Source organism: Photobacterium kagoshimensis (assembly GCF_050337045.1).
GTDB classification, from domain to species: Bacteria; Pseudomonadota; Gammaproteobacteria; order Enterobacterales; family Vibrionaceae; genus Photobacterium; species Photobacterium kagoshimensis.
Window position 1 is genome coordinate 208,903 of sequence record NZ_JAKJSO010000012.1, and the last position, 16,895, is coordinate 225,797.

The following is a 16,895-nucleotide window of genomic DNA, read 5'->3' on the forward strand; positions in this document are numbered from 1 at the left end:
CGATGTTATCGCCATCCACTCGGCAGAAATTGCGACAATTGAAACTTATTTTTTACCCTTACTACGGATAAGTGGCAAGTTGCCTTCGTTCCAAGAAATCAAACCATCCTTTAATACGCTCACGTTTTCAAAGCCAGCCTTATTAAGTTCATTTGCGCTTTCTTGCGCCGTTTGACCAGTCTTACATACCACAATGATTGGGGCAGCTTTGTACTTTTCAAGCTCAGCAAAGTTATGTTCTTTAATTTGGCTCGGCAAAATGTGATGTGCACCCGCAATATGGCCTTGGCGGTATTCGTCACGTGAACGAATATCGACAACCACACCGTTTTCACGGTTCATCAATGCCGTCGCTTGGGTTGGGGTAACAATTTGGTAGCCGGCGGTTTTTTGCTTCACAAACGATGTGATGATCGCGACAACCAGACCAATCCACACTAAAGATAAAATTGGGTTGCCTGTCAGAAATTCAATGTATTGTTGCATGGCCTTCGCTCTACTCTCGCTTAATCCTTAGCCCACCATTGGCGCTAAGCTCATATAAAAACGCCCATACTTCTTGTTATGCAGATTTCACTCATGCCACTGTTTCCAGCGGGGTAAGCAAGGCTCTGCGGCAAAGTGCATGTTCGTAACAAAGAAACCGAGTATACCCACGTTGCCTGCCAAGTACAGCGACAGACAGATAATCCGTGTGATAACTCACTTGCTATTATAAGAGCTAACCTACCGTTGAAATAGTAAAAAACAATGGAAAAAGACTTACCTTCTCACCAATAAATGAATATATTTTACGGAAAAGCTAACAATTTATTTACAGCATTGTTTGATCTTACCCTACAGTTTTCGGGTGAAGTTGTAGTAAAATTACCAACATTCAAAACTCATGACGTTAATTACTTTGGACAAATCAAAGCGTTAAGGTGATTAGTTTTGATTTTTCACTTATGACATACAAGAGGACAGCTTATGTCTGCTAAGAAGCCATTGGCTCTAGTGATTCTAGATGGTTGGGGTTACCGCGAAGACGCGCAAAACAACGCGATCGCAAACGCAAAAACACCGGTAATGGATAGCCTAATTGCAAATGAAGCGAACACGCTGATTTCTGCATCAGGCATGGATGTGGGTTTGCCAGATGGTCAAATGGGTAACTCTGAAGTGGGTCACACCAACATTGGTGCGGGTCGCGTGGTTTACCAAGACCTGACTCGTATCACTAAGTCTATTGCTGACGGCGACTTCTTTGAAACTGAAGCGCTAGTCAATGCAATGGATAAAGCAATCCAAGCAGGCAAAGCTGTTCACATCATGGGTCTTATGTCACCAGGCGGTGTTCACAGCCATGAAGACCACATTGCCGCCGCTATCGAGATGGCAGCAAAACGTGGCGCAGAAAAGATTTACCTACACTGCTTCCTAGACGGTCGTGATACACCACCACGCAGTGCACAAGCATCTCTTGAGCGTTTCGATGCGCTATTTGCTGAACTAGGCAAAGGTCGTACCGCATCGCTGGTTGGTCGCTACTACGCAATGGACCGCGATAACAACTGGGATCGTGTAGAAGTTGCTTACAACCTACTGACTCAAGCGAACGCTGAGTTTACAACAGCAACAGCTGTTGAAGGCTTAGAAGCGGCGTACGCGCGTGATGAAAACGATGAGTTCGTTAAAGCAACAGAAATCCGAGCTGAAGGCCAAGCGTCTGCTGCGATGGAAGATGGCGATGCGGTTATCTTTATGAACTACCGTGCTGACCGTGCGCGTGAAATCACCCGTGCTTTCCTTGCTGATTTCGCTGGTTTTGAACGTAATACGTTCCCTGCGGTTGAGTTTGTGATGCTAACGCAATACGCGGCTAACATTGATTTAGCAGCGGCATTCCCACCTGCAAGCCTAGAAAACACCCTAGGTGAGTGGCTATCGAAGAAAGGGAAGAAACAGCTACGTATCTCTGAAACAGAGAAATATGCGCACGTCACTTTCTTCTTTAACGGTGGTGTAGAAGACGAGTTCGACGGTGAGTCTCGCTCACTGGTTGCTTCACCAAAAGTCGCCACTTACGACCTTCAACCAGAAATGAGCTCACCAGAGCTAACTGAAAAACTGGTTGCAGCGATCAAATCTGGCGAATTCGATACCATTATTTGTAACTACCCGAATGGCGATATGGTTGGCCACACCGGTGTTTACGATGCCGCTGTTCAAGCCTGTGAAGCACTAGACAGCTGCATTGGTCAGGTTGTTGCAGCTATCCGTGAAATGGATGGTCAACTGCTGATCACTGCCGACCACGGTAACGCTGAAATGATGATCAACCCAGAGACTGGTGGTGTTCACACAGCGCACACCAACCTGCCAGTTCCACTGATCTATGTTGGTAATAAATCTCTGACGCTGAAAGAAGGCGGTAAGCTATCTGACCTTGCACCAACTATGTTGGCAATGTCTGATATCGAAATCCCTGCAGAGATGACTGGTCAGGTGCTGTTTGATCTGAAATAATCAACCCCATGCGGGATATGATCAAACACCTCACAAAGACCTTCCGCGCCAGTGCTTTATGCACTGGCGCTTTGTTATGTCTGTGCATTAGCCAGCCACTCTATGCCTCGGGTGATAATCAACTCGATGGCGTTAAGCACGAGTTATCACGCCAGCAAGATCAACTCCAAGACAAGCAGAAACGCTATGTGGCATTGCAAAATGATCTCAAGCAGCGCGAGCTCACCATTGCCAATGCGACCAAGAAGATCCATCAGGCTGAAAAGAAACTAAAAACACTCATCGCCTCAATCGCTAAGCTCAACCAAGAACAACAAAACCTTCAACAACAGCGTCTTGGCCAACAAGAGATGTTACGTGAGCTGCTTAATACCCAGTATCGCCAAGGTGAAGACAGCCAGCTGGCCAACCTGCTCAGTGGTCAAGATAGTCATACCTTAGATCGCTATACTGTGTATGCCGAGCGGATCAGCAGAGCCCGTATTAACGCCCTGACCGCACTAAGTGCAATCGACACCGAATTACAATTAAAGAAACATGAATTAGCCCAGCAACGTCAGCAGCAACAAACATTAGTTAATGAACTACAAGCTGAAAATAAAAAACGGGCTAAAGAACAAACCAAACGTAAGCGCACTTTGGCGAGTATTAAAGGCCAAATGAACAATGATCGCAGCTACATTAACGAACTCAAAGTCAATGAACGTCGCTTGATCAAAGAAATTGCCAAAGCAAAACTTGAAGCTGAACGCGCTGCACGCCAAGCGCCAATGGACGGCTTAGCCAAACACCGCGGTAAACTCCCTTGGCCGGTAAAAGGCAGCGTCTTGCACAACTATGGCACCAAACAACAAGGCGAATTGCGCTGGAAAGGCATGGTGATCACCAAAGCCAGTGGCAGTAAAGTCAACGCGGTATATCCAGGTAAAGTGATTTTTGCCGATTGGTTGCGGGGTTATGGTTTGATGCTCGCTATCGACCATGGCAAAGGTGACATGACTTTCTACGGCTACAACCAAACCTTACTAAAAAAAGTGGGTGACAATGTGCAAGCAAACGAAGCTATTGCACTGGTGGGTGATAGTGGCGGTCAAAGCCAATCAGGGTTGTATTTCGAAATTCGTCGTAAAGGCACCCCAACCAATCCGAGAACCTGGCTCAAAAAATAACGCCATAATCGACTAGGTGAAGCATGCAAAGGATCGCAACTTCCACACTAGGGGTACTTTTTCTACTCCTCTCTCCCTTCACAATCGCGGCTAAACTGGCGATTGTGATTGATGATCTGGGCTATAACGCCATGCCTGCTGCGTTATCGGCCCTGCCCTCACAAATCAGCTTGTCGATTCTACCTGATACGCCGTTTGATATTGCCACCGCAGAATTGGCTCATCAGCAACAGCGTGATGTGTTATTGCACATGCCAATGCAACCCCAAGGCATTGCACCACTCGAACCCATCACCCTGACCAAGCAGATGTCAGAAAAAGATTTTAAGCATACCTTACGCTATGCCCTGCTGCGGGTGCCTCATGCTGTTGCGATTAACAACCACATGGGCAGTGCGCTCACTCAAGATGTTACCCGTATGGATTGGGTAATGACGGTATTAAATGAACAAGGCTTGGGGTTTCTAGATAGCCGTACCAGTGTCCACAGTGTGGCAGAGCAACGGGCACATACATACCAACTTCCAACCTTGCGCCGCCATGTTTTCCTCGACCACTTCCGTACCCAGGAGTTTGTCACCCAACAACTTAAAATGGCAGTCAAACGCGCTCAACGTTATGGTTATGCCGTGGCAATTGGCCACCCTTACCCAGTCACATTAACTACATTGCAGCAGCAACTTCCTTTGCTCGACACCGACATTAAGCTGGTGCCGCTATCAGCCTTGTTTTAAGTTGTTTTTACGCGATATCTTGTCGCTCTTGGTCAACATAGTGGGTTTCAAGTTGCAGTACCCGCTCACGACCTTTCTCTGTCGTTAAAGGACGAACAATGCTAAGCACTTGAAGGACACCTTGGTAGATCACCGCTTTGGTGATCTGAGCGCCTGGTACTTGGGTGGTTTGGTAGCAAATCCAACTTGAGGCCACTAACTTTAGGGTATTGGTTAAACTCAATAGATCTCTATCATCTAAATCCAGCAGACCGCCTTGCTTAAAACTTTCCATCAAGGCCATCATGTTCTGATGTAAGTTTTCCTGCGCAGCCAAGTACTTACTTTGTAAGCCCTCATCACGACGCAAGATGTCAGGCAAGTTGGCATAGAAGAAACGGTAACGCCACATCAACATAAAGACAGCATCGAGATACTGCAAAAGGCTCTCGGCCGTGGCATCAAACTCAGCTTGGGGTTGAAAGCGGATCCGTAAATCACTCGCGTATTCATCAAAAATACTGTGTATAATCTCTTCTTTATTACGAAAGTGATAATAGAGATTGCCTGGGCTAATCCCCAAATGCGCAGCAATATGGTTGGTAGTTACATTGGGCTCACCGCGCTCGTTAAAAAGCTCTAGCGCAGCCATGATGATTCGATCTCGGGTCTTCATTTGTCTTCACTTCCTTCGCACTTAGGCTCTCTGTTGATGTTATCATAAGATAGACAGAATTCTTGTACGGTGGCGACATCGCGGCCGTAAGATCAACGTTTTAGCAATAGGACTACTCATGATTATTGTAACTGGCGGTGCCGGCATGATCGGCAGCAACATCGTAAAACTACTAAACGAACAAGGTCGTAACGACATTTTAGTTGTCGATAACCTAAAAGATGGCACCAAATTCGCCAACTTGGTTGATCTTGATATCGCTGATTACATGGACAAAGAAGACTTCATCACGCAAATCATGGCGGGTGACGAGTTTGGTCCAATTGACGCTATTTTCCACGAAGGTGCGTGTTCAGCGACCACTGAGTGGGATGGAAAATACATCATGCTAAACAACTACGAGTACTCAAAAGAGCTACTTCACTACTGTTTAGAGCGTCAAATTCCATTCCTATACGCATCGTCAGCCGCCACTTACGGTGGTCGTGATCACGATTTCATCGAAGAAAAAGCATACGAAGGTGCATTGAACGTTTACGGTTACTCGAAACAACAGTTCGATAACTACGTACGTCGTGTATGGCAAGATGCTGAAGAGCATGGCGAAAAACTATCACAAGTAACAGGCTTCCGTTACTTCAACGTTTATGGCCCGCGTGAGCAGCACAAAGGTAGCATGGCATCCGTTGCCTTCCACCTAAACAGCCAAATCAACAAAGGTGAAAACGCTAAGTTATTCGCAGGCTCTGAGACCTTCCAGCGTGATTTCGTCTACGTGGGTGACGTCGCTAAAATGAACCTGTGGTTCTTAGAAAACGGCGTATCAGGCATCTTTAACTGTGGTACGGGTAACGCGGAATCTTTCCAAGCGGTGGCTGATGCAGTGATCAAACACCACGGCAAAGGCGGCGTAGAAACCGTACCTTTCCCTGAGCACCTAAAAGGTCGTTACCAAACTTATACGCAAGCGGATCTGACTAAAGTTCGCGCAGCAGGTTACAACGAACCTTTCAAATCTGTCGCTGAAGGCGTTGCTGAGTACATGGCGCTTATTAATAAATAACCGTCGACACCAATTCTGTATAGCTAACTGAAACAGGTTAGCTATACCTAACAATGTTTAGATTATGAGCGCAAAGACTTATAACCCAAAATTTAAACTGCACTTTTTACATCCTAAACATTGGGGTGTATGGATTGGTGTATTTTTTGCGACGCTACTCGCCTTCATGCCTTACCGCCTGCGCGATAAGTTAGCGGTGGGCTTGGCCAAGGTCGCAATCAAAATAAATAGCAGTGCTAAAAAACGCGCCATCATCAATTTACAAGAATGCTTCCCAGAATTTACGCCACAACAGCGTGACGATATTCTGGCTGAAACCTACGTGAATGCTGCTTGTAATATATTAAGCTTTGCGACCTTGCTGGTTCGTAGTCGCCACTACGTTGAAAAGCGCTCCGCCTTTCATGGTGAAGAACAGCTGATGGCAACCATCGAGCAAGGCCAAAATGTTATTTTGCTAGTACCGCATACTTGGGCGATTGACTACCCTGGGGTTATTTTTGCCTCACGAGGCATGCATGTGGCTGCTATGATGAAAAAGCAGCGTAACGAGGTCATTGACTGGCTGATGAATGTCCAGCGCCTCAAGTATGGCGGCCGCACCCACGAACGTAATGATGGTATCAAACCTTTCATTAAATCAATTCGTGACGGCTACCTAGGCTATTACCTGCCCGATCAAGACCACGGCCCTACCAATAGCGTCTTTGTGCCTTTCTTTGGTACGCAAAAAGCAACGCTGGCTGGTCTAGGTAAACTTGCTCGTTTAAGCAAAGCTAAAGTTATCCCTGTGCTGCCTTATTACGATCGCAGCACGGGCATCTACACCATCGAAGTACAACCTGAGTTGTCAGACTTCCCAAGCAATGATGAGCATATCGATGCCAGAAAAATGAATGAGCGCATCGAATCTTTTGTCCATCGCCACCCCGCGCAATATATGTGGATACTGAATCTGCTACGCTCGCATCCCGATGGCTCACAAAGGTATTAACGATTCGATGAATACGAACAACGCCGTATTACACATCTGCCTTTCTGACGGCTGGGGCGGCTTAGAGATGTACCCTATCCGCACAGGTAAAGCGCTGCTAGAGCAACATTGGCAAGTACTGGGGCTATGCCTAAAAGGCACCCGTGTCGCGCAGGGCATGAAAGAAGCTGGCATGATCACATTTGAAGTCGACTCTAAATGGGATCTGTTAAAAAAAATCACCAAAGTGAACGCATGGCTTAAAGAACATAATACCACGCTGATCCACGCCCATAAGTCAGGGGATCTTGTTTTTGCGGCACTGCTCGATACTATCGCCAGCTACCGTATTATTTTTACTGAGCATATGGGAGTCACTCGACCGAAAAAAGATATTTATCATCAATGGGTCTACAGCCATGTTGATAAAATACTGTCGATCAGTGATGAAACAAAAGCGCGTAATCTAAAAGCACTCCCAGTTCCTGCGGCTAAAATTCAGCGCCTCTGGTTAGGCACTGAGATCACCCCCCCGATTACTGACCCTCAGGTGATTAATAGCATTCGGCAAGAATTGTCGATACCTGCAAATGCAAAAGTAATTGGCACACTGGGGCGAATTGGCCCAGGAAAAGGTCAGCTTGAGCTATTGGAAGCCTTCATTCAATTGAAAGCCGATGGCGCGCACCCTGATGCTCATTTATTGATAGTCGGTGGACTAAGCAAGGATGAGGGCTCAAATGAAGACGTAGTGCAAAAGCTACAATCACTGACCAAACAACATCAACTGAGTGAATTTGTCCATTTCAGCGGTTTTCGTCGAGATACCAAAAACATGCTAGCCGCGATGGATATCGTGGCTATTTTGTCGCACAACGAAGCGTTTGGCCTGACGGTAATTGAAGCCATGGCAGCAGGTAAGTTAATATTGGGATCAAATACAGGTGCGATTCCTGAGATCTTAGGAGAAGGGTATCCTTTTACTGTGAATCCCCAAAATATGAGCAATATTGCGATAAAACTTGCTCATATTTTGGAGTCACTGCCGATTAATGATCTTCCTGATGCTTCATACCAAAGAGCAATGAACAATTTCAGCCAAAAAGTACACTTATCTAAGTTAAGTGAAATTTATTACAACAAGAAATGAAAATGATAAAATTCTTTAGTTCACATAAAAACAAACTGGAAAATATCATTATATACCTTCCAGTAATATTCCTTATGCTGGGATTATATAACCTTCCAAATGGAAGATCTATCGAAAGTAAATTACTTGTTATTTCAAGTTTGCTTTTTCTGATTTTCTTTAGAAAGAAAATATATCCATTATTCAATAATAAAAGCCTTACTCTTTTTATTGGTTCAATACTCGTATATCTCCTATGGGGAATGTTTAGTGTTTACTTTCATGGTGATGACAAGGGGTTAATTAGAGGTGGTTTTATTTGTCTTACTTTTTTAGTATGTACACCTTTATTTACAAATACTAAACCAATACAGTTCTCTGCCATCATTGGTAGTTTTGCTATGTTAGCCATTGCTCTGTATCAGCTTATTATCAATAAAGAGTTAAGAATAGATGCATTTACCAATGCAATCCCTTATTCTTATGGCACAATTGTCATTGCTCTTTTTAACCTTTACTTTATTTTTACGTCAAAGATAAAAACAGAAAAAACTTTGCACTTTATTGCCGTTATCACAGCACTAACATGTACGTTACTCAGTGATTCAAGAGGAGCTTGGATTGCAATTCCAATAAACATTATTGTATTCCTTATTTACTTAAATAAATATCATTCAAAAAAAGCAGTTACTCTATCAATATTAGTTTTTTGCTTAATATCGTTGCCTGCTACTGCTTTATTTAAAGATAGAATCATTAGTCGATATGACCAAGCAATTAGTGATATCAACCAATATAATAGTGGCAACCCAATCACATCCATTGGTATCCGATTGATGCTGTGGGATAGCTCATACCAAATATTCAAAACCTCACCAATTATAGGTCGCGGTGATGAATATAAAGACGATAGAAAAGAGCAAGTCAATAAGGGCTTATTCCCGCCGATGATTAACCAGTGGGTACACACACACAATCAATATGTCGAAACAGCAGTCACTCGAGGCAGCGTTGGTCTTTTCACATTTCTGGCTCTATTTCTGGCATCTTACATTGCCATCAATAAATCTCACGCCACACCTGAGTTAAAATCACTCGGGTATAGTATTATTTTATCATTTATGATTTTCTCTCTTACCGATGTGCCTTTTAAACACCATATAACACTATATCTCTATTTGGTATCACTAACCTATATTGTTAAATTTAATAAGTCGAGCGATTAATATGAACTCTTTACCTCCGATTATTGTCATTAGCTTAAAATGGTCGCTCGAACGAAGAGAAAGTGTTACGCGACAAATGGAAAAGTATGGACTAGACTTCACTTTTTTTGATGCGGTTGATGGTTCAACATTAGATATTAACAACGAAATATTTGACCATAATTACTGCTCAAAGACTTTCAATCACCCAATGAATAAAGGTGAGTATGCATGTGCGTTTAGTCATGTGAAAGCTTATGAATACATAGTGAAAAATAACATTGATAAAGCTATTATTTTGGAAGATGACATTATCATTAATAGTGAATTCAAAAATATCATATTAAAATTAGCAGATATAACACCTAACAGTATGGAGTTAACCTACCTATATCATGGTAAAGCTAAATCATGGCCTTGGCGTAAAAAAATAGGCCATAACTTCAAACTGGCAAGATATATCCCGCAAAGTGAAACATCCAAAAGATTAATAATATATGCGGCGGCATACATCTTAACCCTATCAGGTGCAAAAAAATTATTACAGGTTGCATACCCGATCAGACTACCCGCAGATTATTTATTAGGCTGTTTGCAATTTAATAAACTAAACACCTATGGTGTAGAACCACCATGCCTATCTTTAGCTGGATTTAAATCCGATATCGATAGTGTCACTAAACGTAATTATGGCGGACATTCAAATGACTAGACCAAAAATTGAAGTTATTATGGCGGCCTATAATAACATCCGAGACATGAAATTAGTACTTGACGGCTACTTACAGCAGACAGCTCCTAACTTTTCACTTTGCGTTGCAGATGATGGCTCTCGTCCAGCAGTTAAAGCGCTTGTTGATACTTACAAAGAGTTAGGTCTGAATATTCGCCATCTATGGCATGAAGATAAAGGCTACAGACGAGCAAAAATAATCAACAAAGCAATATCGAGCAGTAATGCTGAATTTATAATTTTTACTGACAATGACTGCATACCCTCGAGACACTTTATCGCAGACTACATGCTTGAATTAGAGCATGATAAAGTAATCATTGGACGTCGAGTTGATTTATACTCGCCTGTCTCTAATGCATTACGACAAAGTGAACTATCTTTAAAACAACTAGAAAATCCTGTTTGGTTGATTTATCAATCATATATTAAAGGTCTGAAACGCCCAGAGATGGGATTACGAGTACCCTCTCTTGTCTATAAATTATGGAATAAGAAGATCCGAGAGGCAATTGGCGCGAATATGGCAGTCAGCCGCGCGGCCTTACTCAATGTGAATGGCTTTGATAATGACTTTCAAGGCTATGGCTTTGAAGAAACCGATTTAATGTGGCGTTTGCATAAGTCGGGGCTAACGAGTAAATGTGTTTTAGGTCGCTGTGCGCTCTATCATTTAGACCACCCTGTAAAACAAGAAAGTAAAGAGTCTCTGCAACTAATAGAATCAAAAAAGAATGCAGGTATCGTATATTGTAAAAATGGCATTAATCGATAATGCCATAACAATTAAAAAGAGGTTTCTACCTCTTTTTAAACTGCTCACAAATAACTTTCCCTATCTCACTTTCATCTAATGAATTAATATCATTTTGTAACGAAAATAAGGTTACGTTTTTCTCTGATTTTGGCGACCACTCTTTGTGATTGATCATGTTCGGGTTATACAAACTAAGTAAATGCTTATTCAAACCACTCGCAATATGAACTATAGATGTATCAACAGTAATAACATAATCTGCTAATCTTACTAGCTCTATGGCATGATAAATTGAATCGCCAAACTCACCGTCTAAACACAGGTTTGGGTATTCATCTACAATTACTTTCAAGTTTACCCTATCCTGTGGTGCGCAAATAAACACGACTTTAAAATCATGAATATTTTCTTGAAGTAATTTAAGTATTTCCCTAATACTATCATTTGATAATCGACGAACCGTCGAGCTACCATATGGATTAATGGCTATCAATTTTTTATCACATTTAATCTGACTTGATAAACGGTCATAAATGTCACTTCGGCTTGGTATGATATACTCCTCGCTGACATTACTATCTGAGTAGGCATTAATAAGCTTTTTATACTTATAAGAAAAATGCTCACCCGCAGTGCTTTTTCCTAGTTTTAAATCAACAAGGTTGACACTATCATCAAGTCCAGCAATGTTTGCATTTTTAAAACGACTTAAAAAGAACAAATCTTTCATTTTTAGTATTTTAGAAAGATGAACAACAAGATCTGCGTTTTTTGTTTTTCTCGCTAATTCATTTAGATCTGAATATGAAGGTCTTTTTTTACTCAAATAAACATTATCTACAAGAAAGTCTTTTTTATACATTTCCTGCATTTCAGGTGTAGTAATAACACTCACTTTTACATTCGGAAATATTTTTTTTATTTCACGAAAGAAAAATGAAGACACTATAGAATCACCAATTTTCGCATCCCAGCGTACGACAACAATTTCTTTTAGTTCTTTTTTTTGAAATACAGGTACTGTTTTTTTATCAAACAACCAAAGACCAATACGTCGACGAAGTAAATCACGCCCTAGCCTTATTTTATGAATTATATTTTTAAAACCCATCTCGATTCTCATTTCCTGTTCGTGCACTTAACTTAGTATATTGACTTATTGCTTTGATAACCACCTAACAAGTTACCCTAGATTGACTTTATGCTAGAGTATCTAGTGTTATCTTTAGACATGTAAATCGTAGGCTTATTGTGAAAATTCTGATTATTGGCCCTTCGTGGGTTGGCGATATGGTGATGTCACAATCACTGTTTATCTCTTTAAAAAAACGTCACCCTAACGCGCTGATTGATGTATTGGCTCCCGCTTGGTGCAAACCGATTCTTGAGCGTATGCCAGAGGTTAACCAAGCCATCGAAATGCCGATAGGCCATGGTTCGTTTAACCTAAAAGGTCGCTATCAGCTCGGTAAATCGCTTCGTGAAGCCAAATACACCCACTCGATTATCATGCCAAATTCAGCGAAATCGGCTCTGATCCCGCTATTTGCTAAGATCCCTGTTCGTACAGGTTGGAAAGGGGAATCACGCTACGGTTTACTTAATGACATTCGTACCAATAAAAAAGACTTTGGCCTGGTCATCGAGCGCTACTGTTCACTTGCCTACCCTAAAGTAGCGATGACGCATGGTGATCAAATTCCAGAATTGCCCTACCCGAAACTGATTGTCGATAACGCAGTGCAAGCCTCTGCGCTGGCAAGGCTATCTCTAGATACAAAACGCCCTGTGATAGGTATGTGTCCAGGCGCCGAATTTGGCCCCTCTAAGCGTTGGCCTGAGCAATACTTTGCCAAGGTAGCGACCCATTTTATTAAGCAAGGTTATCAAGTTTGGCTGTTTGGCTCTCAAAAAGACAAAGCTGTAACGCAGTCAATTGTTGAGCATGTTGCCCCCGAGCAACAACAGCATTGCCATAGCTTGGCGGGAAAAACCAATTTAATTGAGGCTGTGGATTTGATTGCCGCATGTGAAACCGTCGTGAGTAATGATTCAGGTCTCATGCATATCGCAGCGGCCGTATCGTGCAACGTTGTCGCCGTCTATGGTTCAACATCACCAGACTATACCCCACCGCTGTCAAAGACGGTCGAAATCGTGCATACCGATATTGATTGCCGACCTTGCTTCAAGCGCGAGTGTCCTTATCAGCATTTGAAGTGCTTAAAAGAATTACCCCCAGAGCAAGTTATTGCGGCGATTAATCGTTTCACGCACTAGCAGGGCTTGCTATCATGCCCAGTTCAAAATAAAAAACATAATTTAATAAGCCGTATTTGAAGAGAAATTCAATGTCTGATAACTCAAACAGTACTCCTATCGCGACTACTCGGGCTAACCCAGCGTCTATTACCTGTATTTTACCGTCCTATAACGAGGCCGAAAATTTACCTGTCGTCATACCGAAAGCGTACGAGTACCTCCTACAATTTGGTAGCGAGATTGAATTTCTGGTGGTCGATGATGGTAGCCGTGATAACACGGTTGAAGTCGCGCAACAACTCGCAGAGCAATACCCTGTATCACTGGTAAAGTTCTCGCGTAATTTTGGTAAAGAAGCAGCCTTGAGTGCGGGTATTGATCACGCCAACGGTGAAGTGGTTATCATTATGGATGCTGACGGCCAGCACCCATTAAATGTGATCAGCGAGTTTATCGAACATTGGCGTCACGGCTACGACATGGTGTATGGCGTGCGCGATTGTCGCCAAAATGAATCTGCCGCGAAGCGCTACTTCACCAAATGGTATTACCGCATTCTGAATAAGATTGCGGATATTGATATCCACCCAGATGCGGGTGATTTCCGCTTGATGAGCCGTAATGTAGTACTTGCGCTGCGCGATCTACCAGAGCGTTCACGTATGATGAAAGGCCTCTATGCATGGGTGGGCTTTAAAAGTCAGCCTGTTTACTTCCATGTTGATGAACGCCTCAGTGGCATGACAACCTTTGGCTTAAAACAACTATCATCACTCGCCTTAACGGGCTTAACTGCATTTAGCAGTGTGCCATTACGGGTATGGATGGTGGTAGGTGCTGTCACATCGGGCATCTCATTTCTTTACGGTCTCGGCATTATTTTTAAAACCCTCTTTTTTGGCGTCGACACCCCAGGTTGGCCAACTATTGCAGCCAGTATCTTCTTTTTAGGCGGCATTCAATTACTGTCTATTGGGGTATTGGGTGAGTACCTAGCGCGTGTTTTCTCTGAAGTGAAAAAGCGTCCACTGTATATTGTGGAACAACATCAGAAACATGATGCCAAACCGCAACAAGCTACGTCCGCTGAGAGCGAATAATGAAAAAAGGGATCATCCTTTGTGCTGATGATTTTGGCATGTCTGACAGCGTCAACCATGCCATTATTGAACTGATTGAGTTAGGTCGACTCTCAGCTACAAGCTGTATGACCACCATGCCAAACTGGCAGAGTGCGGCGCATCTACTCAAAAATAATCAATGCAGCCAGGCAGCAATAGGCTTGCACTTCAACCTCACTGAAGGGGAACACGGCCAGCCTCTCAATCGCTTAATAGTGCAATCGTTATCTGGCAAGATGAATACCGATCATATCGTGATGACATTTCGCCAGCAGCTTGATGCCTTTGAAGATGCACTAGGCTATGCGCCAACATTTGTTGATGGCCACCAGCATGTACACGCGTTCCCAGGGATCCGAACAGCTATCATGACAGAGCTACAGCAGCGTTACGGTGACAATCAGCCTTGGGTTCGAGATCCTATCACTCCGCTGACAGGCCATGATTCACTACTCAAAGCCATTATCATACGTACCCTGCAGCTCGGGTTTCATCGCTCACTGAATAAACATACCCATACGAACAGCTCTTTTGCAGGCCTGTATTCGTTAACACCTGAAGCTGATTTTCCTGCCATGATGGTCCAGTGGCTATCTCAGCTATCCCATGGTGGATTAATCATGTGTCATCCAGCAAGCGAAACAAGCCAAGATGAGCACGCGCAGGCACGCATTCGTGAATACCAATACCTCGCCAGTGATCAATTTGGTGACACACTCGATCAACTAAATATCAACTTGGTTAATCATCCGAGTGATACCGCAACGCCCCACAAAGGATAATCACAATGCGTCACTATTTAGATAAACTGCTGCAGTTTCGTATTGTTCGATTTGGCTTAACTGGTGGCATGGCGGCGTGTATCCATATCTCGGTTGCATTCCTTTTCTTGCACTTTATTGCTGATAACGTCTTTGTTGCCAACCTGTCGGGATTTGGCTGTGCGTTTATTTTTTCCTATATTGCGCAGTCATTAATCGTATTCAAATCACCGATTGCGTTTAAAAATGCCTTACGCTTTTTTACGGTGCAGTTCTCAGCACTGCTACTTTCTCAGCTCTTGAGTGAACTCTTTGCTGACATTAATAGTTATATTCGTATTGTTTTGATTGTGTTCATTATTCCAATGATCACTTACCTCATACACAGAGTGTGGACATTTTCTCACTCGACCAAACCAGACTATTCTGCTGATTGATAATAAAACCCTTACAGAGATGCTTGAATGAAACCCAATCACTTTTTAGCCAAACACTTCACCTTGCTCTACCGTTTCGGTTTTGTTCTTGGCATTGTGTTAGCCATTATCTATGCCCACCACCAGATCCTGCGTGGCGATCAAACCCAAATGCTCTTTAAGGGCTACTTGGGTGCGTACAGCGACCTTTGGCTTAACTATGGTAACTTCGCCAGTACTGTGGGTAACTTGCCGGGGTCATTGTCGGCTTGGCTAGTTGGCTGGCCGTTAATGGTATGGGACTCCCCTTGGGCGCCGATGCTGCTGATCATCGCATTACGCGTGGTCTCGTTTTTCTTGTTTGATAGCATCATCAAGCAAGTCTTTAGCTCTACAACTCGCTTACTCTTTATGTTGCTGTACTGGCTGAGCCCTTGGCTGCTGTACGATACCTTGATGTATAACCCAGCTTATCTGTGTTTGTTTGCATCCATGCACTTTTGGTCAGCCTTTCATATGCGCCATAAGTCATCGTTTATCTACAGCTTTATTCATGTCATGTCGATCGGCATGGCGATGCAGCTGCACTTCTCATGGCCAATTTTGGCGGTAATGTCATCGTATCTGTTCTACCGCGGTGTTATTAAAGTCTCTTGGGCTGGCATCATTAGCGCCATGGTTGTCATCATCGCGTCACTGGTACCTTACCTGACGGAGTTGATGACCAATGAAGCGCTAGTAGAAGAAAGTGACCGCTATATTGGCTGGGGTGGCGTACATGTTTACCCAGTTTTAAAAGCATTTTTGTATTGGGTTCGCTACGGTTCATTCCTGTTTTCTAACCGTATTATTACTGATGCCACCTTTGATTGGCTTACCACTGTCGGCTGGCTACAAACGGTAGTGCAGTATTTATGGCAAGCGGTGTTGTTTGTTGTTGGCGGCTTAACCGTGGTGGTTTCAGCCAAGATCAACTGGCGCTGTTGGAAACTGATCCGCCCGCAAATTCTGCGTGATAGTAAAAAAGTCGATGACATGACTTGGTTGCTGCTTTTTGCATTCTCCGCCATTTTTGGTATTTTCATCAGTGCTATTTTGTCGCCAATTATCTTCTCGTACTGGCACTTAATTATCGCTTACCCATTTGGGCTAATACCGATCTTGTACCTTGCCGAGCAATGGCCGCCAAGCAATCAACAAAAGTTCCAACAGTACTTTATGATAGCGGCAGGCTTCTTATTAGTGGTCAACCTTGTTGCCGCCCATGACAGCAATAAGTTTTCATACAAAGTCGATTACGCGCAACAAGTCGAACAGTATGTCGAACAAAATAAAGCACAATTAATAAAATAAACGAAGGGCTCCCATTGGAGCCCTTCTTATTTAGATCGTAAAATGAATCCAGCTTA

17 protein-coding genes are annotated in these 16,895 nt (G+C 43.2%); 14 read left to right on the forward strand and 3 right to left on the reverse strand.

Annotation, left to right across the window (positions count from 1 at the left end):
- Positions 1-45 precede the first annotated feature (45 nt).
- Positions 46-486: a rhodanese-like domain-containing protein gene (locus L4C35_RS10355; RefSeq protein WP_428462791.1), complete on the reverse strand. Its 441-nt coding sequence runs from the start codon at positions 484-486 to the stop codon at positions 46-48.
- A gap of 483 nt (positions 487-969) precedes the next feature.
- On the opposite strand from L4C35_RS10355, the gene gpmM reads away from it, so the two are divergent.
- From gpmM to L4C35_RS10370, 3 genes are read left to right on the forward strand one after another with little or no spacing between them, the layout of a single operon-like run.
- Positions 970-2,508 carry a 2,3-bisphosphoglycerate-independent phosphoglycerate mutase gene (gpmM, locus tag L4C35_RS10360; RefSeq protein ID WP_428462792.1) on the forward strand — a complete coding sequence of 513 codons (1,539 nt, stop codon included), beginning with the start codon at positions 970-972 and terminating at the stop codon, positions 2,506-2,508.
- Positions 2,509-2,525: 17 nt separating this feature from the next.
- The gene (locus L4C35_RS10365) at positions 2,526-3,677 is read left to right on the forward strand and encodes a peptidoglycan DD-metalloendopeptidase family protein (RefSeq protein ID WP_428462793.1); all 1,152 of its coding nucleotides are present in this window, start codon (positions 2,526-2,528) and stop codon (positions 3,675-3,677) included.
- A gap of 23 nt (positions 3,678-3,700) precedes the next feature.
- A complete protein-coding gene (locus tag L4C35_RS10370) occupies positions 3,701-4,411 on the forward strand; it encodes a divergent polysaccharide deacetylase family protein (RefSeq protein ID WP_428462794.1) in 711 nt (236 codons plus the stop codon).
- Positions 4,412-4,418: 7 nt separating this feature from the next.
- On the opposite strand, the gene L4C35_RS10375 is transcribed toward L4C35_RS10370, so the two are convergent.
- Positions 4,419-5,066, reverse strand: a complete 648-nt coding sequence (locus tag L4C35_RS10375; protein ID WP_428462795.1) for a TetR/AcrR family transcriptional regulator — start codon at positions 5,064-5,066, stop codon at positions 4,419-4,421.
- A gap of 118 nt (positions 5,067-5,184) precedes the next feature.
- Between L4C35_RS10375 and rfaD the strand changes: the two genes are divergently transcribed.
- The 6 genes from rfaD (at position 5,185) to L4C35_RS10405 (ending at position 10,944) form a co-directional block, all read left to right on the forward strand.
- Complete coding sequence (gene rfaD / locus L4C35_RS10380; protein WP_428462796.1) at positions 5,185-6,129, forward strand: ADP-glyceromanno-heptose 6-epimerase; 945 nt, start codon at positions 5,185-5,187, stop codon at positions 6,127-6,129.
- Positions 6,130-6,193: 64 nt separating this feature from the next.
- Positions 6,194-7,123, forward strand: coding sequence for a lauroyl-Kdo(2)-lipid IV(A) myristoyltransferase (lpxM, locus tag L4C35_RS10385; RefSeq protein WP_428462797.1), 930 nt, complete (start codon positions 6,194-6,196; stop codon positions 7,121-7,123).
- A 7-nt stretch (positions 7,124-7,130) separates the two neighbouring features.
- Positions 7,131-8,252 carry a glycosyltransferase family 4 protein gene (locus L4C35_RS10390; RefSeq protein ID WP_428462798.1) on the forward strand — a complete coding sequence of 374 codons (1,122 nt, stop codon included), beginning with the start codon at positions 7,131-7,133 and terminating at the stop codon, positions 8,250-8,252.
- 2 nt (positions 8,253-8,254) lie between these two features.
- Entirely contained in the window at positions 8,255-9,457 is a 1,203-nt protein-coding gene (locus tag L4C35_RS10395; protein WP_428462799.1) for an O-antigen ligase family protein, read from the forward strand.
- Position 9,458: 1 nt separating this feature from the next.
- Positions 9,459-10,148: a glycosyltransferase family 25 protein gene (locus L4C35_RS10400; protein ID WP_428462800.1), complete on the forward strand. Its 690-nt coding sequence runs from the start codon at positions 9,459-9,461 to the stop codon at positions 10,146-10,148.
- A complete protein-coding gene (locus L4C35_RS10405) occupies positions 10,141-10,944 on the forward strand; it encodes a glycosyltransferase (RefSeq protein ID WP_428462801.1) in 804 nt (267 codons plus the stop codon). Before L4C35_RS10400 ends, L4C35_RS10405 begins: the two co-directional genes overlap by 8 nt.
- A 25-nt stretch (positions 10,945-10,969) precedes the next feature.
- Here the strand turns inward: L4C35_RS10405 and L4C35_RS10410 are convergent, their stop codons facing one another.
- Entirely contained in the window at positions 10,970-12,037 is a 1,068-nt protein-coding gene (locus L4C35_RS10410; RefSeq protein WP_428462802.1) for a glycosyltransferase family 9 protein, read from the reverse strand.
- Between the two features lie 140 nt (positions 12,038-12,177).
- On the opposite strand from L4C35_RS10410, the gene waaF reads away from it, so the two are divergent.
- The 5 genes from waaF (at position 12,178) to L4C35_RS10435 (ending at position 16,839) form a co-directional block, all read left to right on the forward strand.
- On the forward strand, positions 12,178-13,206 hold the full coding sequence (gene waaF, locus L4C35_RS10415; RefSeq protein WP_428462803.1) for a lipopolysaccharide heptosyltransferase II: 1,029 nt from the start codon (positions 12,178-12,180) through the stop codon (positions 13,204-13,206).
- A gap of 71 nt (positions 13,207-13,277) precedes the next feature.
- Positions 13,278-14,288: a glycosyltransferase family 2 protein gene (locus tag L4C35_RS10420; RefSeq protein WP_428462804.1), complete on the forward strand. Its 1,011-nt coding sequence runs from the start codon at positions 13,278-13,280 to the stop codon at positions 14,286-14,288.
- A complete protein-coding gene (locus tag L4C35_RS10425; RefSeq protein ID WP_428462805.1) occupies positions 14,288-15,091 on the forward strand; it encodes a ChbG/HpnK family deacetylase in 804 nt (267 codons plus the stop codon). Before L4C35_RS10420 ends, L4C35_RS10425 begins: the two co-directional genes overlap by 1 nt.
- 5 nt (positions 15,092-15,096) lie before the next feature.
- The gene (locus L4C35_RS10430; RefSeq protein ID WP_048898836.1) at positions 15,097-15,507 is read left to right on the forward strand and encodes a GtrA family protein; all 411 of its coding nucleotides are present in this window, start codon (positions 15,097-15,099) and stop codon (positions 15,505-15,507) included.
- A 27-nt stretch (positions 15,508-15,534) separates the two neighbouring features.
- Positions 15,535-16,839, forward strand: a complete 1,305-nt coding sequence (locus tag L4C35_RS10435) for a 3-deoxy-D-manno-octulosonic acid transferase (protein ID WP_428462806.1) — start codon at positions 15,535-15,537, stop codon at positions 16,837-16,839.
- Positions 16,840-16,895: the final 56 nt, after the last annotated feature.